The organism is Phocaeicola coprocola (assembly GCF_041333015.1).
GTDB lineage: Bacteria > Bacteroidota > Bacteroidia > Bacteroidales > Bacteroidaceae > Phocaeicola > Phocaeicola coprocola.
The window spans coordinates 1317787-1343877 of sequence record NZ_JBGKGM010000001.1; the positions used below are offsets into that span (position 1 = coordinate 1317787).

Consider the following 26091-nt stretch of genomic DNA (forward strand, 5'->3'; position numbering starts at 1 on the left):
ATATCATCCCGCACTATAATATATAGTGTGCACGTGATAAGGAAAGTAGGAAAGGGCGCATGGCGGATGCCTTGGCTCTCGGAGGCGATGAAGGACGTGATAAGCTGCGATAAGTCACGGGGAGGTGCAAATAACCCTTGATCCGTGAATCTCCGAATGGGACAACCCGTTACCTTGAAGAGGTAACATCCATCAATGATGGAGGCTAACGCAGGGAACTGAAACATCTTAGTACCTGCAGGAAAAGAAAATAACAATGATTCCCCCAGTAGTGGCGAGCGAACGGGGAAGAGCCCAAACCGTTCATGTTACGGCATGGACGGGGTTGTAGGACCGCGTCGTTGCAAGAAATTTTGCGAGAAGAACGATCTGGAAAGTTCGGCCGAAGACGGTGACAGCCCGGTATTCTAAGCAAGACGAAGCATAGCGGTATCCTGAGTAGCGCGGAACACGAGGAATTCTGCGTGAATCTGCCGGGACCATCCGGTAAGGCTAAATACTCCCGAGAGACCGATAGTGGACCAGTACCGTGAGGGAAAGGTGAAAAGCACTTCGAACAGAAGAGTGAAATAGTACCTGAAACCGTGCGCCTACAAGCGGTCGGAGCACGAAAGTGTGACGGCGTGCCTTTTGCATAATGAACCTACGAGTTGCCGTCTTTGGCAAGGTTAAGGGACATGAGTCCCGCAGCCGAAGCGAAAGCGAGTCTGAACAGGGCGTCAAGTCAGCGGCGGCAGACGCGAAACCAAGTGATCTACCCTTGGCCAGGATGAAGTCTGGGTAACACCAGATGGAGGTCCGCACCAATAAGCGTTGAAAAGCTTCTGGATGAGCTGAGGGTAGGGGTGAAAGGCTAATCAAACTTGGAGATAGCTCGTACTCCCCGAAATGCATTTAGGTGCAGCCTTGCGGGTTACTGATGTGAGGTAGAGCGACTGATTGGATGCGAGGGCTTCACCGCCTATCAAGTCCTGACAAACTCCGAATGCGCATCAGTTCTACCGCAGGAGTGAGGGCATGGGTGCTAAGGTCCGTGCCCGAGAGGAGAAGAATCCGGACCACCGGCTAAGGTCCCGAAATGACAGCTAAGTTAAACTAACGAAGTCTGATTGCTAAGACAGCTAGGATGTTGGCTTGGAAGCAGCCATTCATTTAAAGAGTGCGTAACAGCTCACTAGTCGAGGAATCGGGCGTGGATAATAATCGGGTATGAAGTTGTCTACCGAAGCCGTGGGATCAGCAATGATCGGTAGGGGAGCATTCCATTCCGCGTCGAAGGCGTGGCGTGAGCCATTCTGGAGCGTATGGAAAAGCAAATGTAGGTATAAGTAACGATAAAGGGGGTGAGAAACCCCCTCGCCGAAAGACTAAGGTTTCCTGATCAACGCTAATCGGATCAGGGTCAGTCGGGTCCTAAGGCTCAGCCGAACGGCGAGGCCGATGGCAGAAACGGTTAATATTCCGTTACTACCTTTGAGGGTGACGTGGGGAAGCAGTAGTGACACTGCCGCGGGCTGACGGAATAGCCCGTTAAAGAGTGTAGGCGTCGATTTCCGCAGGCAAATCCACGGAAAGAGCCGAACTTGACAGTATGGAGCGTCCTTCGGGACAATCCAACAGCGCAGGTAATCAGACTGCCGAGAAAATCCGCTAAACATAACTTCAGAGGTACCCGTACCGCAAACGGACACACGTAGTCGGGTTGAATATACTAAGGCGCTTGGGTGAATCACGGTTAAGGAACTAGGCAAACTGACCCTGTAACTTCGGGATAAAGGGTCCCTCCTCGCAAGAGAGGGCGCAGAGAATAGGTCCAGGCAACTGTTTAACAAAAACACAGGGCTGTGCGAATATGAAAGTAGAAGTATACAGCCTGACACCTGCCCGGTGCTGGAAGGTTAAGAGGAGATGTCATCGCAAGAGAAGCATTGAATTGAAGCCCCAGTAAACGGCGGCCGTAACTATAACGGTCCTAAGGTAGCGAAATTCCTTGTCGGGTAAGTTCCGACCTGCACGAATGGTGTAATGATCCGGACGCTGTCTCAACCGTGAGCCCAGTGAAATTGTAGTATCGGTGAAGATGCCGATTACCCGCGATGGGACGAAAAGACCCCGTGAACCTTTACTATAGCTTAGCATTGAATTTGGGCACGCGATGTGTAGGATAGGTCGGAGGCTTTGAAGCAGTCACGCCAGTGTTTGTGGAGCCGCTGTTGAAATACGACCCTTTGTTTGTTTGAATTCTAACTCTTGGTAAGAGGACATTGCTTGGTGGGTAGTTTGACTGGGGTGGTCGCCTCCAAAAGCGTAACGGAGGCTTCTAAAGGTGCCCTCAGGACGATCGGTAACCGTCCGCAGAGTGTAATGGCAGAAGGGCGCTTGACTGGGAGACAGACAAGTCGAGCAGGTAGGAAACTAGAGCATAGTGATCCGGTGTTTCCGTATGGAAGGGACATCGCTCAAAGGATAAAAGGTACTCCGGGGATAACAGGCTGATCCCTCCCAAGAGCTCATATCGACGGAGTGGTTTGGCACCTCGATGTCGGCTCGTCACATCCTGGGGCTGGAGAAGGTCCCAAGGGTTGGGCTGTTCGCCCATTAAAGTGGCACGCGAGCTGGGTTCAGAACGTCGTGAGACAGTTCGGTCTCTATCTATCGTGGGCGTATGAAATTTGCGTGGCTCTGACACTAGTACGAGAGGACCGTGTTGGACCGACCTCTGGTTTACCGGTTGTGCCGCCAGGTGCATCGCCGGGTATCTAAGTCGGGATCGGATAAGTGCTGAAAGCATCTAAGTACGAAGCCGGCCACAAGATTAGATTTCTCAGGGTCGTCAAAGACGATGACGTTGATAGGATGCAGGTGTAAAGGTAGAGATACCAAAGCCGAGCATTACTAATTGCCCGTATGCTTTCCTTGTCAGGAAGGATGGGTGATATATACTTTCAGCTTCTTGAGAAGTGCTTGAATTACCTGCTTGTTAGTCATGAATACATAAAGGATATTCAGGTGACTATTGCACGAAGGTTCCACCTCTTCCCATTCCGAACAGAGAAGTTAAGCTTCGTCACGCCGATGGTACTGCGCAAGTGGGAGAGTAGGTAGTCGCCGTCTTAGGAGAAGCCCTGCAGCATCACAAGTGCCGCGGGGCTTTCTTTTTTGCATGAGGGCAGAAAAAACGCCGCCGGCTCCGGGAGTACGGCGGCGGAAGCGTCTCAATGTACCAGGGTGTTCATACCTTCCACGATCCTGCCGCAGGAGAAGACGCACCTGATGCTGATGTCCTTGTCTATGATGAGGATGTCCGCATCCTTGCCCTTCTGGAGAGTGCCCTTCGACGAGTCGATGCCGATAAGCTTCGCCGGAGTTTCTGAAGCCATACGGACAGCATCCGCAAGAGGTATAGCAGCTTTTTTTACCATTGTCCGTACCAGTGTATCCATGGTTGCCAGACTGCCGACCAGTGAAGAATGGTCTGCTAATTTGCATACACCATTTTCGATAATATATCTGGGGTCATCAATAGGCTCACCATCGTATGCCGCATATTTTAAAGCATCGGTAACAAGGCAGGTTTGTTCGACACCTTTTAATTTATAGACGAGTTTCAATATTGTTGCTGGCAGATGAATACCATCTGCTATGACTTCCACACTCATTCCGTCTGTGAGGTATACACTTTCTACGGTACCTTCGTATTTGTACTCACGGCGTTTATGGAATCCGGGCATAGCATTATAGAAATGTGCGGCATGGGTGAATCCTGACTCAAAGGCTGCCTTTATTTCAGGGTATTCAGCTTCAGTATGTGTGATTGCTGCCATAATTCCTTTTGAACGCATATACTGACCGAATTCATGTCCTCCAGGTAATTCCGGGCTGATATCCCAACGTTTGATGCATTGAGTACTTTCTATGAGGGGGATATATTCATTGGGATTTGGATCTTTTAAAAACTCTTCCCATTGGCTTCCTGCCATTTTTTTATTAAGGTAAGGACCTTCGATGTGTAAGCCTTGAATAGTGCTTCCGGGCTCTTTCATTAGAGCTTCACAAGTTTTGACAGCCTGCTTGATATTCTCAAAACTGGTAGAAGATAGTGTAGGAAAAATAGATGTTGCTCCATGTTTCAAATGTGCCAGACTTGCTTTTTGAAAAGCTTCAGTGCTTCCCTCTGTAAAATCATATCCAGCTCCTCCGTGTGCGTGCATGCTTATAAAACCTGGAACGATGTACATGCCTTTAGCATCAATCACGGTTGCACCAATGACTGCAAGATCGCTGTTGGTTACTTCTAGTATTTTTCCGTCGCTGATAAGGACTGATCCGTCTTTTAGCCATCCTTGCGGAGTGAGGATATGTCCGTTTATGATTTGTGTCAACATAAATATCGATTATTTAAAATGTAATTAAAATAGTTTATTGGTTCCTTCTACCAATTTACCCATTGCCCATACGGCACGTACATTTAAATCGCGGTCGAGGGCAATAATGTCTGCATCTTTTCCTTTTTCCAAAGTTCCTTTCCGGTCAAGTACTCCCATGATGCGTGCTGGAGTTTCAGATGCCATTCTTACTGCATCTTCCAGTGGTATTTCAGCTTTTTGTACCATTGTACGAATCAAACGGTCCATGGTAGCGATACTTCCTGCCAGTGCGGAGCGGTCGGCTAATTTGCATACACCGTCTTCGATGATAACACGTGGGTCGAAAGCTTCTTTGCTGTCACTTGCTGCACATGCTAATGCATCGGTAATCAATGCAGTCTTTTCTACACCTTTTATTTTATGGACTAAGCGGAGAATTGTAGGAGGAACATGAATACCGTCTGCTACAACTTCTACTGTCATATCATCCATCAGATAAATACTTTCTACTGTTCCTTCATATTTATATTCGCGGCGTTTATGGAATCCAGGCATTGCATTATAGAAATGAGTTGCGTGGGTATATCCTACTTGGAATGCGGTATAAATGTCTTCAAATTCTGCTTGTGTATGACCTACTGCAGCCAGAACTCCTTTAGAGGTAATATATTTACCAAACTGCATAGCTCCAGGAAGTTCGGGAGCTGCATCCCAACGTTTGATACAATGAGTTTCTTCCAGTAAGGGGATATATTCTTCCGGAGTTGGATCTTTTATATTTTCGGGCATTTGACCGCCGGCCATTTTCATGTTGAAATAATGTCCTTCCAAATGAAGTCCAAGAACAGGACTGTCTGGTTCACTCATTAATTTTTCTGTAGTTTCGGCTGCAGCACGAATCATTGGTATTGTTGAAGAAGATAGAGTGGGGTATATACTTGTTGTCCCATGCTGCATGTGAGCTTTGATTGCTGTACGAAAAGCCTCTTCGTTGCCTTCCATAAAATCACGTCCTCCTCCTCCATGTACATGGATTTCAACTCCTCCCGGTACAATGTACATTCCTTTTGCATCGATGAGTGTAGCACCTACAATTGCCAGGTCACAATTTGTTACTTCTAGTATTTTGTTGTCCCTGATCAAGACAGAACCGTCTTTTAACCACCCTTGAGGAGTTAAAATACGTGCGTTAATTATTTGAGTTAACATAGGAATAAGATTTTATTTCTTTTATATTTTCTGCAAATTTAATTAATTGTCCGATAGATAATATGTTTATTTATGATTATAGCAGTAATTATTTAAAAAAAATATTTGTTTTCTGGTCAAAAAGGAGATTTATATGAATATAATACCCATTATACGGAAAGGTCATAAACGCTTTTTTATTTGATAAATCTTTCCATTAGAAGATAAATGAAACGTTAAGTATTTATTTTTATGAATAAAAAAATAGAAAGACTAGATAAAATGAATTATTATTTGTATCTTTGTCGCCCGATTTATATAGTATTGCGAATTGGGAAAGCTTAGTACATACAAGGTAGAATTAAAGAATATGTCTGAAGACGTATGTCATTATGAATATGTCTTGGACAATGATTTTTTTATCAGCATTGATGCTCCGGAGATACAGAAAGGAAAGCTGCGAGTTGCATTGACGGTAAAAAAAAGTATGGGAGTTTTTGTCTTAAACTTTCATACAGAAGGTTTTGTCGTTGTTCCGTGTGACCGTTGTTTGGATGATATGGAAATTCCTGTTGATATAGATGATGAGCTGAAGGTAAAGATGGGAGCAACTTTCTCTGATGAAAATGATATTGTAGTAGTACCTGAAGAAGATGGTTACATCAATGTTGCATGGTTTATCTATGAATTCATTGCGTTGAGCCTTCCGATGAAACATGTACATGCTCCGGGAAAATGTAATAAAGCAATGATGGGAGCTTTGAGCAAGCATTTGCGTTCGTCTGCAGACGATGAGGATTATATGGATGATGTTGAAGAAAATGATGCAGACCTCGATGTGGAACGTGAAATCGATCCACGTTGGAAGGATTTGAAAAAAATATTAGATAATAATTAAATAAAGTTTTAGAAAAATGGCACATCCTAAAAGAAGACAATCAAAAACGAGAACTGCTAAGAGAAGAACTCACGATAAAGCAGTTGCTCCTACTTTGGCCATCTGCCCTAACTGCGGCGCATGGCATGTTTATCACACTGTATGTGGTGCTTGCGGTTATTACAGAGGTAAATTAGCTATCGAAAAAGAAGCTGCTCTTTAATAAACGCTTTGTTGAACACGTTTGTGTGATTCACTGAAAGAATAAAGCCGGAGAGCTTTCGGCTCTTCCGGCTGTTTTTTTATAGGAATATGCAAACTAAAATCTGAAATGATGGAAAAAATAAATGCTGTAATTACAGGAGTCGGTGGCTATGTACCTGACTATGTTTTGACCAATGAAGAACTGTCAAGAATGGTCGATACCAACGATGAGTGGATTATGACCCGTATCGGAGTAAAAGAAAGACGTATACTGAATGAAGAAGGATTAGGTACTTCTTATTTGGCACGTAAGGCTGCAAAACAATTAATGCAAAAAACAAATTCAGATCCTGATTCTATTGATTGCGTAATTGTTGCAACTACTACTCCTGACTATCATTTCCCTTCTACTGCCTCAATTTTGTGTGATAAATTGGGTTTGAAGAATGCGTATGCATTTGACTTGCAGGCTGCATGTAGCGGCTTTCTCTATGCTATGGAAACAGCTGCAAGTATGATTCAGTCTGGCAGACATAAAAAAATTATCATTGTTGGTGCTGATAAGATGTCATCAATGGTGAATTATTCAGATCGTGCTACATGTCCTATCTTTGGTGACGGCGCTGCTGCTTGCATGGTAGAAGCAACAACTGAAGATTATGGTATCATGGACTCAATATTGAGAACAGATGGCAAGGGATTGCCTTTCTTACATATGAAAGCGGGTGGTTCTGTATGTCCTCCTTCTTATTTTACTGTAGACAACAAGATGCATTATTTGTATCAGGAGGGTAGAACTGTATTTAAATATGCAGTTTCTAATATGTCGGATGTTACTGCTCAAATAGCTGAAAGAAACGGTTTGAATAAAGATAATATCAGCTGGATCGTCCCACATCAGGCGAATTTGCGTATTATTGATGCTGTTGCTTCTCGTTTAGAGGTTCCATTGGATAAAGTAATGATTAACATCCAACGTTATGGCAATACAAGTGCCGGAACATTGCCACTTTGTTTATGGGATTATGAAAAACAGTTGAAGAAAGGTGACAATATAATTTTCACTGCATTCGGAGCCGGATTTACTTGGGGTGCTGCGTATGTGAAGTGGGGTTATGATGGTAACAAGTAATGAACAATATTAATTAACACATACAAAAGAACGCATCCCAATACGGTGCGTTTTTTTGTATGTTACTAAAAAATAATTATGCACAAAGCCGGATTTGTAAATATTGTAGGTAATCCAAATGTCGGAAAATCTACATTGATGAACTTGTTGGTAGGAGAACGCATTTCTATTGCTACATTCAAGGCGCAGACAACTCGTCATCGTATTATGGGTATATTGAATACGGATGATATGCAGATTGTCTTCTCTGATACTCCAGGGGTTTTGAAGCCTAATTACAAACTTCAGGAGTCTATGTTGAACTTCTCTGAATCGGCATTGGTAGATGCAGATGTTTTGCTGTATGTGACTGATACGATAGAGAAGCCGGATAAGAATGCAGACTTTATGGAGAAGGTGCGTCGTGTTAAAGTTCCGGTTTTGCTGTTGATTAATAAAATTGATTTAACTAACCAGGAAGAACTGGTTAAGTTGGTTGAAGAATGGCATGAAATGTTGCCTGAAGCAGAAATTATACCTATCTCTGCAAAGGCAAAATTTAATGTCGATGTGGTGATGAAGCGTATTAAGGAGCTGATACCCGATTCTCCTCCTTATTTTGGCAAAGACCAGTTGACCGATAAGCCTGCTCGTTTCTTTGTAACTGAAATTATTCGTGAAAAGATTTTGTTATATTATGACAAAGAAATACCTTATGCGGTAGAGGTCGTAGTTGAACAGTTTAAAGAAGATGCCAAGAGTATTCATATTAATGCTGTTATTTATGTGGAGCGTGAATCTCAAAAAGGTATAATTATCGGACATCAGGGAAAAGCTTTGAAAAAAGTTGCTACCGAAGCACGTAAAACATTGGAACATTTTTTCCAAAAATCTATCTATCTGGAAACGTTTGTGAAAGTGGATAAAGATTGGAGAAGTTCTGACAAAGAGCTAAAGAATTTTGGTTATCAATTAGATTAACATTTCATCGGCTGTGACAGCCGTCAATCAATAAAAAAGTATGGGAAATTTAGTAGCAATCGTAGGACGTCCCAATGTGGGAAAGTCGACACTGTTTAATCGTCTGACTAAGACGCGTCAGGCAATTGTAAATGAACAGGCCGGAACAACCCGCGACCGCCAGTATGGTAAATCGGAATGGTTGGGAAAGGAGTTCTCAGTAGTAGATACTGGAGGCTGGGTAGTTAATTCGGAAGATATTTTTGAAGAAGAGATTCGTAAACAAGTCGTTTTGGCTATAGACGAAGCGGATGTTGTATTGTTTGTTGTCGATGTTACAAATGGAGTAACGGATTTGGATATGCAGGTAGCTTCTATTTTGCGTCGTGCCAAAACTCCGGTTATCGTTGTTGCCAATAAGACTGATAACAATGATTTGCAATATAATGCAGCTGAGTTTTACTCTTTGGGATTAGGAGATCCGTATTGTATTTCTGCTTTGAGTGGAAGTGGAACAGGTGACTTGCTGGATTTGATTGTAAGCAAATTTAAAAAGGAATCAGACGAAATTTTAGATGAAGATATTCCTCGTTTTGCTGTTGTCGGTCGTCCTAATGCTGGAAAATCTTCTATTGTAAATGCTTTTATCGGAGAAGAACGAAATATCGTAACTGAAATTGCGGGAACTACTCGTGACTCTATCTATACACGTTATGATAAGTTTGGTTTCGATTTTTACCTGGTCGACACAGCTGGTATTCGCAAAAAGAATAAAGTAAGTGAGGATTTGGAATATTATTCTGTGGTCCGTTCTATTCGTTCTATAGAGAATTCGGATGTGTGTATTCTGATGCTGGACGCAACGAGAGGTATAGAAGGACAGGATTTGAATATCTTTTCACTTATTCAGCGAAATCAGAAAGGACTTGTCGTTGTAGTGAATAAGTGGGATTTGGTAGAAGAAAAGACCGCAAAGGTGATGAAGAATTACGAGGAAGCTATTCGTAATCGTTTTGCACCGTTTACCGATTTCCCGATAATTTTTGCTTCTGCATTGACAAAACAAAGAATTTTTAAAGTGTTGGAAGCTGCAAAGGAAGTTTATCAGGCTCGTACAACTAGAATTCCGACAGCTCGTTTGAATGAGGAGTTACTTCCTATGATAGAGGCTTATCCGCCTCCTTCAAATAAAGGTAAATATATTAAGATTAAATATATTACTCAGTTACCCAATACTCAGGTGCCTTCGTTTGTATTCTTTGCAAACTTACCTCAGTATGTGAAAGAACCGTACAAGCGTTTCCTTGAAAATCAGATACGTGAACGTTGGAAACTTTCGGGTACTCCGATAAATATTTTTATCCGTCAGAAATAATTGGGTATTTCTGATGTTTGTGGAAAAATCTTCTTTCAGGTCTTAAATGATCAGAAAGAAGATTTTTTTTGTTAAATATCATATTGATGTCTGTCGTTTTAAGAATATGAATAAAATTCTTGGCTCTGTAAAAAAAAAGTGTATTTTTGTTATCTATCGCCGTGCTTTTTTTAAGTTGGTAAAAATGACGTGAATCTAATATTTTACTGTTATGAAAAACTACGTTTTGTTACTTGTTTGTATGCTATCAGCTATAGCTGCATCTGCTCAGTATTGTAGTATTCAGAAGGGTCAGAAACTTTATTATGAAGTTCTTACTGGAAAAAAGAAAGCTGAAACTTATACTTCAGTAGTGAATGTGGAAAAAGTAAATGATTCTACTTTTATAACTTTGGGTGATTTTGTGCCAAAGATGAATGAAAAGATGAAAGATACTCTGTTTTATATGGGGCACAGAACGAAACGTATATTGAGGGTTGGGAGAAAAAGACATCAAAGCTATTGATATACAAAAGGTTGTGCAAGATATGAGTGGATGGCTCTGCAAAACGAAACGTTTACGTGGGTTTAATTTGCAGCTACATTTAGGTGCTTTTTAGGCATACAGATTTGCAGATAGGTTTAATTGGGTTTACATAGGGCTTACATGGTTGATTCGGGTGGGGGAGTGCATGGCAGCTGCGGCTGCTTTTTTTGTACCTGATTATTTGATATAATATTGCTTAATTTATTCCATATAATAGATATTTGGTATATTTGTAGCAAAATATTATAAACTATGGCAAAGGTAATACATGTGCATTTGACGCACGGAATAGAAGGAACAAAGCGGAAAGATTGGTATTTCAGCAGCATTTCGGCGGTTTATACCGTTTTTACAGCTGAACAGGTGGGTGCAACGAAGAATTATTTGCTGCATGCAGGATTGTCCGGGAACGGTACTATATGCACCAAAAAGGCTATAATAAAGCAATCTACGCTCATTTCTTGCGGGCGTAGTGGAAATGTATCAGACGAATAATAAGCGGGCAAAAACGCAATAAAAATGGCTTTAGAATGATCCGGTGTGGGGAGGTTGTTATACCTCCCTTTTTTTGTGCTTGAAATCGGTCTTTTTTGACGCTGGATATTCAGGTGGATGTTCAAAGTGGATATTCACTTTTATAGAACTGGATATTCAAAATATGGTTTTGGCGGTGTGCGATACAGACGTACTAAAATACTATAATTTTAAAAATACCCCTCGTTTTTTATTTGATAGCCCCCCCCCCTAAAAACCTATCATTTTTCACGCTTTAGTTTTTAAATGCCCTAATATCAGTGTTTTTATACCCATATATGAAGGTAGGGGAGGGGGATTGCTTGGGAGGGGGACATCATGGGGGATGATAGGGGGTACGCTTCGTTTCCCATCACCGGTGTATGGTAACAGTAAATCCGCCTACCCGACATTTGCAGTACCGGAAATGTGTGCATCCGACACATGTTTTCCCTTTTCGATTGTCATTTGGCGAATCTGTTCTTTAAGCCTTCCTATTTCTTCTGCCTGCTCTCTTATTATAGACAAGAAAGATTCAGTGGTACTATTATTTGTTTCCTCATGAAGTATATTGTTTTGATTCTTTGCGGCTTTAACTGCTTTCAACTTAGCTTGTGCTTGCTCTTCTGTCATTTCCCCCTTAATAATTGGCAAATCTGATTCATAGTAAGTTTCTTCAATTATAGGATTCCCTTCCCCAGTAAATAACCATCGAAGGTTGATGAATACAGAATATCCTGACATTATAAACCTTTTAAAAAAGTCATAGCTTGGAGCAGACTTTCCGCTTACTATATCATAGATAGTTTGGGCTCTACTGTACCCTAATGCATTGGCGAACTTATTTGGATTAGTGTGCAAGATAAATATAACTTCTTCTATTCTTGCAGATATTTCTGTATTTTTTTCTTTCATATCTTTTGTTATTACAGGATTTTCTGTATATTTGCAGCGTGTTCAAAAAAGAACACCGCGCCAAAGATACAAAAAAGGCGTGTGATTAGCGATTTTTAAGTATAAGATTATGAAAGAGACATTATTGAAAAAGGTAAAACCGGAAACATTGGAAAAACTCCTCAGTGCGGTTGGTGATGTTCTTAATGAAATCAAGGATGCAGTACCTAACAAGAATGAAAGGTTCCGAGATGAATCATATACATCTTTACTCGTGATGAACTATGATACGTTTCAGACACTAAGGTGGCACGAACAGAAGAAACAAGAAGATAAAGATACTCAGGATAACCCAGCGTGACGACCCGGAAGGCGTTAAGAGACGGGTGACGGTGTGGAAAGACACACGGGAGTGCATGGTTCTTGCGCCGGGGTTCGATTCCCCGGACTCCCTCCAATATTAATCATTAAAATAAGTGAGATATGAACAAGAGGTACATTCACATTACGAAAGCTGACCGCGACTTTATCGCAAAGGCCCTCAACGTGACAGAGAAGACTGTTTATAACGCTATCCGGTTTGATGACCGTCGTGGTAACTCCGAACTTTCTGCAAAGATCCGTAAGTTGGCCATGGACCGTGGCGGTATTGTGATGGTTGTTATTCCGGAGGTGGAGGTTTTTCACGACTATGACAAAGTATCCCGCCTATATTGTCCCAATGGTGCTCTTATAGAGTTTGACCGCAAGGATGGTAGCGGCCAGGTAATATTCAAAGGAGAAACAGTGAAGACTTACGAGCATGTAATGGTTTCGGAAATTGACCACATAAAAGCGTTTGCATCTGCATTGAGATAGGAGGTGACTATGTTGGTGTATTACGGTAACATACAGTGTATTTCTGCACGAGAGCTCATCGATGGCGGCTATATCACCGAATCCTGTTATAGGAACTGGGTGAACCGTGGTCGTATCAAGGTGGTGCGCCGTGGTGGAGGTGCTGCTGGAAATTGCGCGTTGGTCGCCCTCAATAGTCTGCCTACCGAGTGCCTGGAGCGGGTAAAGGAAGACAACCCCGGAGGAACAGAGCAGGCACTTCGCCACTGGATACTGTCAAACTATGTGTTGGATCAGGCTGCAGTAGCTTATTTCTTGGATTGGGCCTCCCATTCTTCCAGCAACAGAGCTACAGACGAACTTGCCCGGAAATATGCGGTGAATGCTTCAGTTCTGAATACTTGTATCAAGCTTTATAACAGAAGCAACGATTACCGCAAACTGATGGGTGAAAAATATAACTGGGACATGATGGCCACTACCATCGAGACCTTACGCGAAGACTTTGGTCATGACCTTCCTGCCAGTACCCTGCGTTTCCGCAAGAAAGTGAACGAATACAAGCAGTACGGTTACGAATGTCTGATAACCGGAAAATTCGGCAACCAGAACAAACGGAAGGTAACTCACATGGACGAACGCCTGGTGATGAGTTTGAAAGTACTTCCCAACCAACCATACGGCAGTGATGTGCATGAAATGTATCTGTCGTTTGTATGCGGTGAGCTGGAAGTATGGGATCTGGAAACAGGGGAGATATTCAATCCGGAAAACTTTACGGATAAGAACGGGGAACCGAAAGAACTGAGCGAAAGCACTATCCGGAACATTCTGAACAACCCGGCAAGCCAGCTGCTGATAGAAAAAGCCCTGCGTGGACGTATGGAGTTCTATCATGAGCAAATGCCGCACATGCACCGTCATGGCGGTGAGTTCTCACTGTCACAAATTACGATGGATGACGTGGATTTGCCGCGCAGAATGAAAGGCGGCGAGTATGTGCATGCCTATTATGCTTATGATGTGGTGAGCCAGTGCCGTATCGGTTTGGCCTACGGGCGGGATAAGGATGATGCCTTGGTAGTGGACTGTTTCCGTGATATGTTCCGGCTCATCGAACGCAACGGATGGGGCATTCCAGCCGGTATTGAGGTGGAGCAGCACTTGATGAGCAAGTATAAAGGAGGATTTCTGAAGGCAGGTGAGGTATTTAAGTTTGTGCATTTCTGTGCCCCACAGAACTCACAGGAGAAATATGCTGAAGCTCTGAACGGTGCGTTCAAGACAACCATAGCACATAAGAACCATGAAGCCATTGGCCGCTGGCATAACAAAGGTGCACGGCGGGTGGACCAGAAGAAAGTGAGTGACAGCAGCAACCACACCTGGGAAGACAGAAAGTATTATACGTTTGAGGAGCTTGTGGCGGACGACCGGCGCGATTGTGAAGAATGGAACAATACGCTTCACCCCAATCAAAAGAAATATCCCGGAATGACCCGTTGGGATGTGCTCGTAGCCAAAATCAATCCGACCCTTCGACCGCTTGATAAACTGACCTTGAGCAGATATATCGGAGAAAAGGTAGATACCAGTATTCGTAGAAATTCCACAGTACGTGTGGCAAATGCGGACTGGTGGCTGAGCGGTCCGGAAGTGCTGGAGCAGCTGGAGCCAAACAACCGCAAGGTGACGGCCTACTTCCTGCCGGATGAAGAGGGCAAGCCTACGGATGTCTTCCTGTACCAGAACGACCGCTACCTTGACAAGGTTCGTCCGGTAGTGACTTACAACCGGGTGATGGCAGAACAGACCGAAGAAGACCGGGTAGCCTATACAGAGCAAAACAAAGTTCTGAGTCATTTCAGCAAATACCTCAATGACCACGCCATCGGAAAGGTGGGAACCGGTACACCGGATCAGCCAACAGATGACCCGGAAGAGGAACTGGAACTTCCCCCGGTGGAACTATCCGATGATTTGCCAGCCGATTTGTCGGCAGATCCGGAATCTGATTATGAATGGCACTCCGGAATAAGCGAGGCAATGAGAGCCATCAGTGATATGTAAGAACAGAATTAGAACAACATTAAAATAGCGTTAGAATTATGATTACAGAAGCACAAAAACAGAAGATTTTAGCAGCGATAGCCGCCAACCGTGCGAACTATCCCAGTGATGCCAAGCATGCTGCCTCTTTGGCCATCAGTACGTCTGTGTACAGTGCAATCAAGAACGGACAGACAGACAAAGCCCTGAGCGATGCCAACTGGATAAGCATTGCCCGCAAATTAGGGGTGAACCTCCGTGGTGAAATGGAATGGAAAGCAGCCAAGACCCCGACATTTGAATATATCACAGCCCAGCTGGAGTTTTCACAGCAGTCCAGCCTGTCGGGTATCTTGTGCGACATGCCCAATATCGGCAAGACTTTCACGGCACGTTATTATGTGCAGAGCCACAAGAATGCCGTTTATATCGACTGCTCGCAGGTAAAGACCAAATTGAAGCTGGTACGCAAGATTGCTGCAGAGTTTGGTGTGGACAGTAAGGGAAAGTATTCTGACGTGTATGAAGACCTGGTATATTACCTCCGTTCGATGGAAACCCCGCTTATCATCCTCGATGAAGCAGGCGATCTGCAGTATGAAGCTTTCCTTGAACTGAAGGCCTTGTGGAATGCCACTGAACGCTGCTGCGCCTGGTACATGATGGGGGCAGACGGATTGAAAGAGAAAATCAACCGCTCCATAGAATGCAAGAAGGTGGGTTATACCGAAATGTTGAGCCGTTATGGTGACCGGTACAGCAAGGTGACTCCGGATGATGGCAAGGAGCGCGAACAGTTCTTGAACAACCAGGCACGTATTGTAGCCAAGGTAAATGCCCCGGCAGGTGCTGATATAGCCCAGATTGTACGGAAGACACGCGGTGGTTTGAGAAGAGTTTATACTGAGATTGAAAAACTTAAAATGACAGCGGAATAATGAAGCGTGCGTACAGTCCGAAGGAAATAGCCGCCAAGAAATGGGTTACTCTGCCGTGGAATGAGAAATGGAGCAAACCTTTCGGGTTCCCGGCAGAGAACGCTTCGTGGTTCATCAGCGGTGCCAGTGCCAGCGGGAAGAGCAGTTTTGTAATGCAGCTTGGAAAGGAACTGTGTAACTATGGGACGGTGCTGTACATGAGTTACGAAGAGAAAATCAACCAAAGTTTCCAACGGCGTATGGAGTATTTGAAGATGAATGAGGTGCAGGGTAAGTTTCGCGTGGTGACAGAAGGCAGTCTGGAGGAAGTGATTGCCCGGCTGAAAAAGCCGAAAAGCCCGAAGTTCATCATCATTGATTCCTTTCAGGTGGCCGGGTGGGACTATCCGCAGGCTGTGGAACTGATGGAAACCTTTCCGAAGAAATGTTTCATCTGGATCAGCCAGGAAAAGAAGAGCCAGCCAATGGGTGGCGGTGCTGTAAGATTGAAATATATCTGTGATATGAAGATTCGAGTGGTCGGTTATAAAGCTTATTGTCAAGGCCGCGCCATTGGAGACCCGGGAAGCTATTATGTGGTATGGGAGGACGGAATCATTCAAACAAGTAATAATTTACCAAAGTGATTATGGATAATAACGAAAAGGCTTTTGAAAGCTACACCGGAACGGAAGTGTTCCAGATTCTGCTGGACGGAAGTTCCAGCAGGGCAGTGTTGGATGACTGGCTGGAGCGAAACATCCAAAGTGACCTGAAAGTGAGAAGAGCGAAAACGCCCGGTCATGTCGTAATAGAAACGGGTGATGTCTTGTTTGCACGTAATGTGCTGATATGGAATCCAAGTTGTAAAGTCAACATCAAAAAGAAGTGATATGGAAAAAGACAAAGTTTACATCAGTGGGGCAATAGCCCACTACAATATCGATGAGCGCAAAGGTGCGTTCCTCGATGCTGAAAACAGATTGCGTGCTATGGGGTTCAATCCGGTGAATCCATTTAAAAACGGACTTCCGGATGAAGCACACTGGAGAGAGCACATGCGGGCGGATATACGCCTGTTGCTGGATTGTGAGTATATCTATATGCTGAAGGATTGGGAACTGAGCAAAGGTGCTAAACTGGAGCTTGATGTGGCCAGTTCGTGTGGCATTAAAGTATTGTTTGAGTAAAAATGGTCGATATGGGAAAAATAAAAATGGAAACCGGTGTTGTGGTGATGACGTTGACTGCTACGGTATATAGAGGAAATATTCGTGAAATCCAATCTTCACGCATAGGATTTTGCGGGGAGTACAACAAGGAAATACTTTCTAAAATGGGTGCTGAATTCAAAAAGATATTTGCTGGGCAAATTGAGGCTGAATACAAAGCTAAATCAGTGAAGACGGATAAGATAATTTATCGTGTCAGTACCAAATCAACTGAATGTGAAATGATTCTTAATGGCAAATGATATGGCACAGGAAGTAACCAATTTCGCCCGGTTCTATGCATTGTTCAACAAGCTGCCCTGTACAGGAGACCGGGAAGAATTCAAGAAAAGCATTGTGCTGCAGTACACGTGGAACCGGACGGACAGTCTGAAGGAAATGACAGCCAAGGAGTATGAAGCCTGCTGTACGGCTCTGGAGAAGCTGAGCGGACAAGACGAATGGCGACAGAAGCTGCGTGAGGAGCTGCGGCGGAAACGGAGTCTCTGTCTGAACCTGATGCAGAAGCTGGGCATAGATACATCCGACTGGGCACGAATCAATGACTTCTGCAGTAATCCCCGAATAGTCGGCAAGGCGTTCAGACAGATTACGGTGGACGAACTGGATGAACTGGCGGTAAAGCTTCGGTCCATACAACGGAAAGGCGGCTTGAAGCCCAAGAAAGAAAAGCAAACGATTAACCCCGTGAGCATGGTATCACTCATTCAGATTGACCCTGATGCTCCGGCAAACTGATAGGATATGGAAAATAGAAACACAAAGATTTTAGAGAATCTGAAAAAGGAAATCAACCTGCTTGCCTCTGATATGGAGAAGCAAGATGCAGCCGAGTTTTATAGCGAACTGGCTGACTGGGCATACGCCAACGGAGAGGCTATGCTGATGGAAGATGAACCTGAAATGCAGGATTATGAAAACCAATAACCCCAAAAAACAAGAATCATGGAAGAAATGAAACAAACGACCGTGGTAATGACGGCAGAGGAAAAGGCGGAATTTGAAGCCTTCCAGAGAGAAAAAGCAAAGAAAGCGGCAGAGGAAAAAGCCAAGAATGACCGCGAAATGTACAAACAGATGGTGGATGAGGAGATAGCCAACTCCATTCCGGTACTGCTGGGCATCAGTGAGCAGATCAAGGCAAGCAAGCAGACTGTGATGGACAACTTCAAAACCATTCTGGAAATGAAGGCAGACCTTTTCAAAACCAAGGTGAAGGATGACCAGCGCAGCCATACCTTTACTAACAGTGAAGGCGACAAACGAATCACGCTGGGTGTGTATGTGACCGACGGTTACCGTGACACGGTGGAAGACGGTATAGCCATTGTGAAGGAATATATCGAAGGCTTGGCCAAAGATGAAAAAACCAAGGCACTGGTGAGCATGGTGCTTCGTTTGTTGGCCCGTGATGCCAAGGGTACGCTGAAGGCTTCACGCATTGTGCAGCTTCGCAAAGTGGCCATGGAAACCGGAGATGAACGTTTCATTGAAGGTGTACGCATCATTGAGGAAGCCTACCAGCCGGAAGTGAGCAAACAGTTCATCCGTGCTGAAATCAAGAACGAAAACGGAATGTGGAAACCTATCCCTCTGGGAATGACACAATCATAAATTATAGAACTATGATACAAGAAGTGGAGAAATCTCCGAAAGTAGCCCTGTGCCGTGCTTGTCACGGTACAGGTAAAGTGAAGAAAGTTGTAGAATATCCCTCTCGGATCTTTGGAAAGAAGCGAAGCGAAACCGTTGAGGAAGTCTGCAGACAGTGCGAAGGAAGTGGCCGGGTAACGGTAAGCGCAAAAATGACGCTTGACATCCGTCCCTATAAACCTAAAGTAAAACCATCTATGAACGATTAAACCTATATGGGAAAGCGGCACGGAGTTAGTTATCAGAAGCGTGTAGCAGAAGTAAACAGGATATATGACCATTATGCCAGTCACGGTGTACCGAACCGTGAAATATGGCGGCGGTACATATATCCTGTGTATGCTATTAGTGAGCGTACATTCTACAATATGCTTAAAGCGTCCGCAGACCCTAAAAACGATTTGCCGGACGATACGGTACAATTGAAATTTAACTTTGATTGGGAATGAACGAAGACGTTAAAAAAGTAGTGGCCCGGATACTGAAAGACATTCAGGTGGAAATGAGCGATGAGTTTGACAAGAACTTTGAGCGGCAGGCTTTTTTCAGTGAAAAATGGCAGCGGCGGAAAAGCCCCATCCGGGATGAAGGCAGAGCCATACTGACAGATACCGGGGCGCTTCGGAAAAGTATTGGGAGCCGGACGACGGAAAACAGCATCACTTTCTTTACCTCTCTGCCCTATGCGGCCATTCATAATGATGGTGGTGAAATAGTGGTGACGGGGCGAATGAAGCGTTTCTTCTGGCATAAGTATTATGAGGCCACCGGGGCGTTCGGGAGAAGGAAGGACGGAAAGCTGCGGAAAGACAAACGAAATGCCCGGCTTGATACAGAAGCCGATTTTTGGATGTTCATGGCTTTAAAGAAAGAAGGAAGCACCATCAAGATACCCCGCCGCCGTTTCCTCGGCACATCGCCTGAAGTGGAAAAAGCCGTCCGTGAGATTGTAGAAGAGAACCTAACAGAGTATTTCACCATTGAATATAATATCATAAGAAAATGAGAAAAGAACTTTATCGGCTGCTTTGCAGCGAACTGAAGGCCATTGACCTTATCAAGCACATAGACTTGTGGAACCACAATGTGGAGTTCATCGAGCAGGAAGAGAACTGGGAGCGTCCGGCTGTCTTTGTGGAATTCTGCCCTATACAGTGGAATGCGATTGTTCCCGGTGTGGAATACCGGGCAGAACCTTTAATCAAGCTGCACATCGTGACAGACTGGGAAGGTTCGAGTGCTGATGGAAGCGAGCTGCAGGAAGATGCGCTGAAGGTGTTTGACCTGCCCGGGCTGATTCATGCACGGCTTGCCGGCTTGAGTGGGGAAACCTTTCTGGAGCTGGACCTGGTGGAGAGTGATACCAATCACAACCATGAGGATATTGTGGAAAGTATTGAGGTGTACCAGTGTGTGGCTATCAAGCGGATGCAATAGCCGTCTTTATTAGAAAGGGAAAGCCGTGGACGTATAAATTACCGTCTGCGGCTTTTTTGTTCAATACAGGCAAAGTAAACGACATCAGGCGGCTTTTTTCTTGTAAAGCATCATATCCGTGTAAGAAGAGCTGTAATTCATGTGAGCATTGAATTCCACCTTTGTGCAGTTTTCAAAAGGATTACCCAAATCCCTGTTTCTACCTATCCATTCACACAACTCCAGAATTGAAGATTTGTTGGAAGTGAAATATACGTATGAATGCCCCTTCAGTACATTCAGCACATCCAGGTAGTCGGCCATATTCCAGTACATGTTATAGGTTCCTACGTCAGTGGACAGATAGGGCGGATCAACAAGAAATACTACCCCAGGAATATCTTTATACCGGTTGAACACTTCTTTGTAATCGCAAGATACGATTTCCAACCCTTCAAGATAGTCCGCACATTCCGGGTAGCCGGTCTTACGTATATTGTTGTACAGAGCTTCCTTCCGCATATCCTGAACAGACAGTTTGTATTTCATGGAAAACAAGATAGAGGAGGAGAGGGTAATGAAATCCACATATCCGGTGGTATTCTCTTCCTGCTCGATGCGGCTTAATATTCGTTCACGCAGTTCCCCTTTAATGATTTTATGACGTGGTACGGAATTCCCTACCATTTCGCGAATGTCAGCAAGCAACTGATTTGTCTGCGGAATATGCTTCATGCGGAAGCGGTAGTTATCGAAGTCATTATAGATAACAGTAGAGTGGGGTTTGAGGGATTTGGCAATGTGAGATAATAGTCCAGAGCCACCGAACAGGTCAACAAACAATGTTCCATCCGGATATTGCTCCAGCACTTTCATGAACTCCTTGGCGAACATGCGCTTTTGCCCGACAAATGGGAGAGGGGCTGACAGATACATCTTTCTCATACGTTCAATTCAAATTTTACATTTTCATTGCCGGCAAGCAGCTGTTCTGTTTTGTCGATGTTGTTTTCGTAAATATGCACGTTCCCCAGATTCAGGGTGATGGATTTTAGCGGCAACTCAATCTGCCTTGATATTAAGTACAAATGATAAATATCTGCCGGCAGTCCTAAATTTGCATCACTGCTTCGCTGATAGGCAGTCATGACCAGTTCTCCTTGCTCTATCTGGAACTGAACAAGACTAAGGCATGGAGCCTGGTTACTTTCTGTTCCTGTAGATCCGAGAAACAATATATAGTTTTTGCTGTTCCTTTTTTCCCTGTTTATGCGTTCGATGAGTGGCGGCAGTTTTTCAAAATAGGTTGGGTAGCTGTTCACAAGGATTGAGCCGCAGTAGTCCCACCAGTTGATGCCGACCTCTCTGTATCTTTCCACGTTGCGCTCGCCTCTCATAAACAGTTGTAGCTCGTTTTTTAACTTCTTCCGCGCTATGGTATGCCCTTCGAATATATCCAGAAGGTCGGCAGGGAGCAGCGTCAGCTGTTCATTCAGCAGGTAGCGGATATTCCCTTTCTTATTGCTTTGCATCTTTCCGGATGAAAGCACCTTGCCTAAGATTTGATAATATTTGTTCATGATATGAATGTTGTTTATTGCGATACAAAGGTAGGGTAGGGGAGTTTGCCTTTAATCTTGGGAAGTCCTGATTACACTGCACACAAATTGCAGTCGGTTTTAAAACGCCTGATCAGGTCATATACCTTTCGTTCACTGATGCCATATCGTAGGGAAAGCGTTGCTACGATATAAGACACTTTTTCACCATTGGTATGCAACTTGTTATATTCATTATATAGTTCTATATATTGCACATCATCGGGTCGTATGCCCATGTAATGGCATGTTTTTAAAAGCTCCCTGTTCAATTTTAGTATCTCAATTACTTTCATATCCAGTTAAATTTTGTACATTTGCACTGTCTCACTTATTTATGCGCTTTATGCGTACATCTTAAAAAAAACGCAGAACCGCGAGCGAGGGTATTTGCCCCCGGTCGCGCGGTTCTGCGTTTTTGGTGTTAATAAGTAAGTGAGACGACTAATTAACAGGCCGGGGGCTTTTTTTATCCCTCCCCCGTGGGATTGTCAATCATTCAATCCGGTATAATTCCAAATTGAACTTATCCTTCTTCTTCCAGCCTTCAGCCAGAGCCTTTTGGATATACCTTACCGCTTTCGTATAGAAGTCCTTCAATTCATCCAAATTATCAAAGGTATGGTATTCGGGTTGCTCATCCGAACCGAATTTGAATGTAACTGGAAGGGTCTCTCCGCCCGTCTGAACAGCCAAGTCGTATGCTGCCTTATAGTTGTACTGGTTTTCTGTAGAAAGCCATACAGGGGCATCCTTATACACGAATCCGGACAGGATAGCTGCATCAGTCTGGCTGTTATACCAGGACATAACCAATGTGCGGATTTCTTCATCAGTGGGCTTATGGCTGAACTCCTCTTCCATGTAGGAGGCAGAGCCGTTCTCTTTCTCCTGCACATCCCAGCGGATGCGCCATTTGTCTTTAACCGGGTTCGTGCATTCCATCAGCGACACACCGGCACTTCCTTCAACTCTTCTCATGTAAACACGTATTTGGTTCTACCTTTGCCGAAGGTCTCTGTCTTGATGGTCGTTTCAAACGGAAAGCCATCCGGCATTTCTTTCACTTGTGCGAGAATATTCTTCATTTCCTCGCTGTTGGTGAAGAATTTCTTTGCCTCGCCGTTCACTTCGATGGCCACAATACAGCGGTCTTCTCCCTGCTCGGTCTTGATACCGGTCTCAAAATCCTTCACTACAATCGGTAAGTTTACCAGTTCCCGGATGCTTATCACCACGCCGGGAAATCGCTTCTTGCCGTCCTCCGGTTTGTAAGCGACATTCAAGTCTTTAAAACTTCTCATTTCTTTGCCTGTTAATTTTTTAAACAACTTATTACAGTCGGCGTGTTTCGTCATGCCGTAGAAACTGGCAATCAATTCCCGCCGTCTTTTTCTCGATTTTACCTCGTGCATCTTCCGGGCAAACTTCTGCTTGATACGTTTCCGCAATCTCACATAGTCAGGACGAATAACATAGCCAAGGAAATCAATGCCTTCTTCTACAGGGAATACCCGTTCATTCGGCTTAATTTCCAAGTCTATTTTCTCCATTTGCCCGTGAATAACATCACGAATCTTCCACAATTCCGCTTTCGTTTTACCGAGTACCAGTCCGTCATCGCAATAGCGGTAGTAATAACGAACCCCGTACCTATCCTTCAGATAGTGGTCTAAAAATACAGACAGAAGCAGGTTGCCTGCTCCTTGTGAACTGCGCAGTCCAAAGCTGATACCTTCCGGCAGCAGTGTCACGAACCGCTCCAGCAGCACCAACAGCCTTTCATCCTTGAATACCCTGCGGAAACACCACATCACAAAATCCTGCCGCACATTGTCGTAGAACCTGCGGATGTCAAACTTGTAGGCATACAGCGTGCACTCCGGGTCTTTTTGCAAATCGGTACGTATGCAGTGCATCAGATCATGAGTGCCACGTCGTTTAATGCTGGCCCCGGTAGTCCGGATATAGCGTTTCTGTAGGTGACGGTCCACCACGTTCATTACGGCATATACTGCGATGCGGTCATACATGGATAAAATCTGCAGGATGCGACTTTTGCCATACTCTTTGATTTCCGTCTCATGGTATCCACCAAGTTGAAACGAACCATTTTCAATGGCAGCAGTAAGTTCGGATATAACCTTCTCCCTACGGGCAAGCAGTTTTTCCCCTTGAGTGGACTCTTTACGATCGGTTCCACGCAGTACGGCATCGAATGCCTCCGACATATTGGAGTATTCGATGATTTCCTCTATGATGTATCCTTCCCTGCGCATACGGTTCTGCTGTTGGTTTGTAAATACGGAAGATAAGGGCCTTCCTTTCCCCGGGCCTGACTTCTTCGAACTGATAACAGCCTACCAAACTCCACCCGACGCGTGATTTTTCAGCTTTCCACCCTAATGGGTGCTGTTGCTGTGGCTTGCTTCCCTCGGCACTGCATTGGGGACACGTCCCCGGTGCTGTACGCCGATTAATTAGATTTCCAGACGCGAGCCGACATTCGCATTCGTGTTCGAAGCATCGTTATTCGCATTCGCATTCGACACACCGCCATTCGCGTTCGCATTGTTGTACCCGCGATAGACCACACGGACTATCGGGAAGCTCCGCCGGGTACAAAGTTACTGATTTAACAGGCAAAATGAACTAAAGCATTACACTATCCACCAAAATAGGGCCGACAATATGCCGCCGATGACGGTAAGAGACCAGTCTATCCAGTCCCAAAGTCCTCCTTTCAGTTTGTCTTTGAGTTCCAGACAGGAGGCAGCGATAATGGATGCATACAGAGCCGTCCACGGATTGAGGGCGGCAAATCCTACAAGAAGGCCGCCAATAAGGTGCTTATAGCGGTTGCTTTGTTTGAGAAATTCGATAATTTTGTTCATAATGAGTTGTTTTTGAAAATTGTTTTGTATATTTGCAGTGAGGAATAGCATTAGAAGTCCAGTGCCGGATTGTAGTTCCGGAAGATTGCTTCTTTTGCTATTCTTTTTTTATCTTGTTGTAAAGTTCCGGACTATCCGATATACTATGCAGCACATATTCTCCCCAATCATATTCACGGACAATCAGCAAATTTTTTTCTCCACTCACTTCCACTTCAAAAATGTGTGACTGTACGACACGTTTGATACCTTTATGGTTATCTGTTGTGCCAAGGTATGCTGCATTTGAAAACACATTGTTTATGTCCAGCAGCATTTGATTTTTGGCTTTGAAATGTTTGTGCGGTTGATTAGTCCATTCTCTAATAGAGGTACCTGTAATATTCACATCATGATGAAAATGTGTATTACGGATAATAGTTCCTTGTAATGGCTTGGCTGCTGCACGTGTTTGTTTTGCATCGGTTTTTGCTAATTCCCGAACCAGTTTACATGCAGCGCACAATTCATTTTCCGGAACGAAGACCAGTTCCATCTTTCCGTTGCTCATATCGCAATCCTTACATCGTTTGATGGTGTATGGGTTATAGTCGGGCATCGTCTTTTGTTCCATGCCTGCATTGAACCGGAACATACCTTTCTTGTCAAGTTCCAAAGCTGACTCTCCTCTTGCCATAGCCTCTTCATGATCCGTAGTCGGATACTTGGATTTGCGTACCTGGACTACGGAACAGCGGCAGCCCCATCCGTTAGGCGGATAGAATTCTTCCCAGAACGGGTCTGAAGCCGGGAGTGTAATGCCGGCCATCTCCGCATGGGTGGGACGTACCTTTGCATCCCCGGCCGTGCGGTACTGCAGATAATAGCGGTCGCCGTCCTGCATGAACCGTTCCCATTTGGCCGCCATTTCAGCTGAAGCCTGTACGAAGTTAAATTCAGCCCGTAGATAGTTTGAATTGTATGTTTCGTCGATCTTCCGGACATCATTCAAAAAGCGTTCGAACGTCTTTCTATTGCCGTTCTCATCCAACAAGGAGGGAAAGGCTTCATTCAGTTCATGAAAGGTCTTCAGCCCGGAGAATACATAGTTGGAGCGCTCCAGCCGTTTGCGCATAGCCTCGGACATTTCCACCTGCCGGAATGATCCGTTCAGGACAGAAGAATGAGTCTCTATAAAATCCTGCGCTTCTTCGGATGCCAGAATACCTATTTCAAGGCTTGCCCCTTCCTGCCGGAACAGTACCTTCATCATGCGGTCGAACTTTTCACGTACCAGGTCAACCGGTGTGCATATATCTTTTCCGGATGCATACTGCAGCAAGGTTTTTGCAATTCCTTCATTCTGCTCCGGATTATGCAGATTGGAATATGACAGCAGTTCATTGGAGAATGTTTTCCCCCTGAGTGTTGCGCTGATCAGCTCGGCTTCAAACTCGGCCCGGTTCTCCAGGGCATATCTGGACAGTTCCTTTTCGATAAG

General features: G+C 44.4%; 32 protein-coding genes and 2 rRNA genes. 24 read left to right on the forward strand and 10 right to left on the reverse strand.

All coding sequences use genetic code 11. The features are described from left to right. Nucleotides 1-39 precede the first annotated feature (39 nt). Together ACDG22_RS05450 and rrf are read left to right on the forward strand one after the other, a co-directional pair. Nucleotides 40-2919: ribosomal RNA gene (locus tag ACDG22_RS05450) — 23S ribosomal RNA — on the forward strand. A gap of 86 nt (nucleotides 2920-3005) precedes the next feature. Then, nucleotides 3006-3114, forward strand: a 5S ribosomal RNA gene (gene rrf / locus ACDG22_RS05455). Nucleotides 3115-3215: 101 nt separating this feature from the next. Here rrf and nagA (ACDG22_RS05460) read toward each other — a convergent pair. Continuing rightward, nucleotides 3216-4385, reverse strand: a complete 1170-nt coding sequence (gene nagA / locus ACDG22_RS05460; RefSeq protein ID WP_270230143.1) for an N-acetylglucosamine-6-phosphate deacetylase — start codon at nucleotides 4383-4385, stop codon at nucleotides 3216-3218. Nucleotides 4386-4409: 24 nt separating this feature from the next. Beyond that, complete coding sequence (gene nagA / locus ACDG22_RS05465; protein WP_007565935.1) at nucleotides 4410-5576, reverse strand: N-acetylglucosamine-6-phosphate deacetylase; 1167 nt, start codon at nucleotides 5574-5576, stop codon at nucleotides 4410-4412. Between the two features lie 349 nt (nucleotides 5577-5925). Between nagA (ACDG22_RS05465) and ACDG22_RS05470 the strand changes: the two genes are divergently transcribed. The 7 genes from ACDG22_RS05470 (at nucleotide 5926) to ACDG22_RS05500 (ending at nucleotide 11103) form a co-directional block, all read left to right on the forward strand. Continuing rightward, a complete protein-coding gene (locus ACDG22_RS05470) occupies nucleotides 5926-6453 on the forward strand; it encodes a YceD family protein (RefSeq protein ID WP_177593654.1) in 528 nt (175 codons plus the stop codon). 16 nt (nucleotides 6454-6469) lie between these two features. Then, on the forward strand, nucleotides 6470-6655 hold the full coding sequence (gene rpmF / locus ACDG22_RS05475; RefSeq protein WP_007565939.1) for a 50S ribosomal protein L32: 186 nt from the start codon (nucleotides 6470-6472) through the stop codon (nucleotides 6653-6655). A 111-nt stretch (nucleotides 6656-6766) separates the two neighbouring features. Next, on the forward strand, nucleotides 6767-7768 hold the full coding sequence (locus ACDG22_RS05480) for a beta-ketoacyl-ACP synthase III (RefSeq protein WP_022126000.1): 1002 nt from the start codon (nucleotides 6767-6769) through the stop codon (nucleotides 7766-7768). A 78-nt stretch (nucleotides 7769-7846) separates the two neighbouring features. Continuing rightward, on the forward strand, nucleotides 7847-8728 hold the full coding sequence (era, locus tag ACDG22_RS05485; protein ID WP_007565944.1) for a GTPase Era: 882 nt from the start codon (nucleotides 7847-7849) through the stop codon (nucleotides 8726-8728). Nucleotides 8729-8768: 40 nt separating this feature from the next. Next, nucleotides 8769-10082 (forward strand): ribosome biogenesis GTPase Der, encoded by a 1314-nt coding sequence (der, locus tag ACDG22_RS05490; protein ID WP_007565946.1) that lies wholly within the window; start codon nucleotides 8769-8771, stop codon nucleotides 10080-10082. 211 nt (nucleotides 10083-10293) lie between these two features. Continuing rightward, nucleotides 10294-10587 (forward strand): hypothetical protein, encoded by a 294-nt coding sequence (locus tag ACDG22_RS05495; protein ID WP_270668797.1) that lies wholly within the window; start codon nucleotides 10294-10296, stop codon nucleotides 10585-10587. 273 nt (nucleotides 10588-10860) lie between these two features. Further along, nucleotides 10861-11103, forward strand: a complete 243-nt coding sequence (locus ACDG22_RS05500) for a hypothetical protein (RefSeq protein WP_005798322.1) — start codon at nucleotides 10861-10863, stop codon at nucleotides 11101-11103. A gap of 420 nt (nucleotides 11104-11523) precedes the next feature. On the opposite strand, the gene ACDG22_RS05505 is transcribed toward ACDG22_RS05500, so the two are convergent. Further along, on the reverse strand, nucleotides 11524-12036 hold the full coding sequence (locus ACDG22_RS05505; protein WP_005798321.1) for a hypothetical protein: 513 nt from the start codon (nucleotides 12034-12036) through the stop codon (nucleotides 11524-11526). Between the two features lie 109 nt (nucleotides 12037-12145). On the opposite strand from ACDG22_RS05505, the gene ACDG22_RS05510 reads away from it, so the two are divergent. The 15 genes from ACDG22_RS05510 to ACDG22_RS05580 all read left to right on the forward strand — a co-directional run bounded on the left by ACDG22_RS05510 (nucleotide 12146) and on the right by ACDG22_RS05580 (nucleotide 20140). Beyond that, a complete protein-coding gene (locus tag ACDG22_RS05510; RefSeq protein ID WP_119962020.1) occupies nucleotides 12146-12376 on the forward strand; it encodes a hypothetical protein in 231 nt (76 codons plus the stop codon). A 122-nt stretch (nucleotides 12377-12498) separates the two neighbouring features. After that, the gene (locus ACDG22_RS05515) at nucleotides 12499-12873 is read left to right on the forward strand and encodes a hypothetical protein (RefSeq protein WP_119962021.1); all 375 of its coding nucleotides are present in this window, start codon (nucleotides 12499-12501) and stop codon (nucleotides 12871-12873) included. Nucleotides 12874-12882: 9 nt separating this feature from the next. After that, entirely contained in the window at nucleotides 12883-14922 is a 2040-nt protein-coding gene (locus ACDG22_RS05520; protein ID WP_186909955.1) for a hypothetical protein, read from the forward strand. A 38-nt stretch (nucleotides 14923-14960) separates the two neighbouring features. Beyond that, a complete protein-coding gene (locus tag ACDG22_RS05525) occupies nucleotides 14961-15839 on the forward strand; it encodes an AAA family ATPase (RefSeq protein WP_118419657.1) in 879 nt (292 codons plus the stop codon). After that, nucleotides 15839-16465, forward strand: coding sequence for a P-loop NTPase family protein (locus tag ACDG22_RS05530; RefSeq protein ID WP_117911340.1), 627 nt, complete (start codon nucleotides 15839-15841; stop codon nucleotides 16463-16465). Before ACDG22_RS05525 ends, ACDG22_RS05530 begins: the two co-directional genes overlap by 1 nt. 2 nt (nucleotides 16466-16467) lie before the next feature. After that, nucleotides 16468-16710, forward strand: a complete 243-nt coding sequence (locus ACDG22_RS05535) for a hypothetical protein (RefSeq protein ID WP_005798307.1) — start codon at nucleotides 16468-16470, stop codon at nucleotides 16708-16710. 1 nt (nucleotide 16711) lies between these two features. Continuing rightward, a complete protein-coding gene (locus tag ACDG22_RS05540; protein WP_005798306.1) occupies nucleotides 16712-17008 on the forward strand; it encodes a DUF4406 domain-containing protein in 297 nt (98 codons plus the stop codon). Between the two features lie 11 nt (nucleotides 17009-17019). Beyond that, a complete protein-coding gene (locus ACDG22_RS05545) occupies nucleotides 17020-17292 on the forward strand; it encodes a hypothetical protein (RefSeq protein ID WP_005798305.1) in 273 nt (90 codons plus the stop codon). A 1-nt stretch (nucleotide 17293) separates the two neighbouring features. After that, complete coding sequence (locus tag ACDG22_RS05550; RefSeq protein ID WP_118027227.1) at nucleotides 17294-17788, forward strand: hypothetical protein; 495 nt, start codon at nucleotides 17294-17296, stop codon at nucleotides 17786-17788. Between the two features lie 6 nt (nucleotides 17789-17794). Next, on the forward strand, nucleotides 17795-17977 hold the full coding sequence (locus tag ACDG22_RS05555) for a hypothetical protein (RefSeq protein WP_005798303.1): 183 nt from the start codon (nucleotides 17795-17797) through the stop codon (nucleotides 17975-17977). Nucleotides 17978-17995: 18 nt separating this feature from the next. Next, the gene (locus ACDG22_RS05560; protein WP_370858805.1) at nucleotides 17996-18664 is read left to right on the forward strand and encodes a DUF3164 family protein; all 669 of its coding nucleotides are present in this window, start codon (nucleotides 17996-17998) and stop codon (nucleotides 18662-18664) included. Between the two features lie 11 nt (nucleotides 18665-18675). Further along, on the forward strand, nucleotides 18676-18912 hold the full coding sequence (locus tag ACDG22_RS05565) for a molecular chaperone DnaJ (protein ID WP_117817376.1): 237 nt from the start codon (nucleotides 18676-18678) through the stop codon (nucleotides 18910-18912). Nucleotides 18913-18918: 6 nt separating this feature from the next. After that, a complete protein-coding gene (locus ACDG22_RS05570) occupies nucleotides 18919-19152 on the forward strand; it encodes a hypothetical protein (protein ID WP_117748620.1) in 234 nt (77 codons plus the stop codon). Continuing rightward, the gene (locus ACDG22_RS05575) at nucleotides 19149-19709 is read left to right on the forward strand and encodes a phage virion morphogenesis protein (RefSeq protein ID WP_117911350.1); all 561 of its coding nucleotides are present in this window, start codon (nucleotides 19149-19151) and stop codon (nucleotides 19707-19709) included. The genes ACDG22_RS05570 and ACDG22_RS05575 overlap by 4 nt, the downstream gene beginning before the upstream one ends. After that, nucleotides 19706-20140, forward strand: a complete 435-nt coding sequence (locus ACDG22_RS05580) for a hypothetical protein (protein ID WP_117911352.1) — start codon at nucleotides 19706-19708, stop codon at nucleotides 20138-20140. The genes ACDG22_RS05575 and ACDG22_RS05580 overlap by 4 nt, the downstream gene beginning before the upstream one ends. 84 nt (nucleotides 20141-20224) lie before the next feature. Here ACDG22_RS05580 and ACDG22_RS05585 read toward each other — a convergent pair whose 3' ends face one another. From ACDG22_RS05585 to ACDG22_RS05615, 7 genes are all read right to left on the reverse strand, one after another. After that, nucleotides 20225-21064: a DNA adenine methylase gene (locus ACDG22_RS05585; protein WP_119958499.1), complete on the reverse strand. Its 840-nt coding sequence runs from the start codon at nucleotides 21062-21064 to the stop codon at nucleotides 20225-20227. Continuing rightward, nucleotides 21061-21699 carry a thymidylate synthase gene (locus ACDG22_RS05590; protein WP_119958500.1) on the reverse strand — a complete coding sequence of 213 codons (639 nt, stop codon included), beginning with the start codon at nucleotides 21697-21699 and terminating at the stop codon, nucleotides 21061-21063. Before ACDG22_RS05590 ends, ACDG22_RS05585 begins: the two co-directional genes overlap by 4 nt. A 71-nt stretch (nucleotides 21700-21770) precedes the next feature. Beyond that, a complete protein-coding gene (locus ACDG22_RS05595) occupies nucleotides 21771-22013 on the reverse strand; it encodes a hypothetical protein (RefSeq protein WP_032951854.1) in 243 nt (80 codons plus the stop codon). A gap of 199 nt (nucleotides 22014-22212) precedes the next feature. Continuing rightward, nucleotides 22213-22698 carry a DUF4376 domain-containing protein gene (locus tag ACDG22_RS05600; protein WP_119958501.1) on the reverse strand — a complete coding sequence of 162 codons (486 nt, stop codon included), beginning with the start codon at nucleotides 22696-22698 and terminating at the stop codon, nucleotides 22213-22215. Next, the gene (locus ACDG22_RS05605; RefSeq protein ID WP_120490068.1) at nucleotides 22695-23996 is read right to left on the reverse strand and encodes a reverse transcriptase domain-containing protein; all 1302 of its coding nucleotides are present in this window, start codon (nucleotides 23994-23996) and stop codon (nucleotides 22695-22697) included. The genes ACDG22_RS05600 and ACDG22_RS05605 overlap by 4 nt, the downstream gene beginning before the upstream one ends. Nucleotides 23997-24377: 381 nt before the next feature. Beyond that, nucleotides 24378-24611, reverse strand: coding sequence for a hypothetical protein (locus ACDG22_RS05610; protein ID WP_008782246.1), 234 nt, complete (start codon nucleotides 24609-24611; stop codon nucleotides 24378-24380). A 97-nt stretch (nucleotides 24612-24708) separates the two neighbouring features. Next, nucleotides 24709-25863 carry an LPD3 domain-containing protein gene (locus ACDG22_RS05615; protein ID WP_119958537.1) on the reverse strand — a complete coding sequence of 385 codons (1155 nt, stop codon included), beginning with the start codon at nucleotides 25861-25863 and terminating at the stop codon, nucleotides 24709-24711. Nucleotides 25864-26091: the final 228 nt, after the last annotated feature.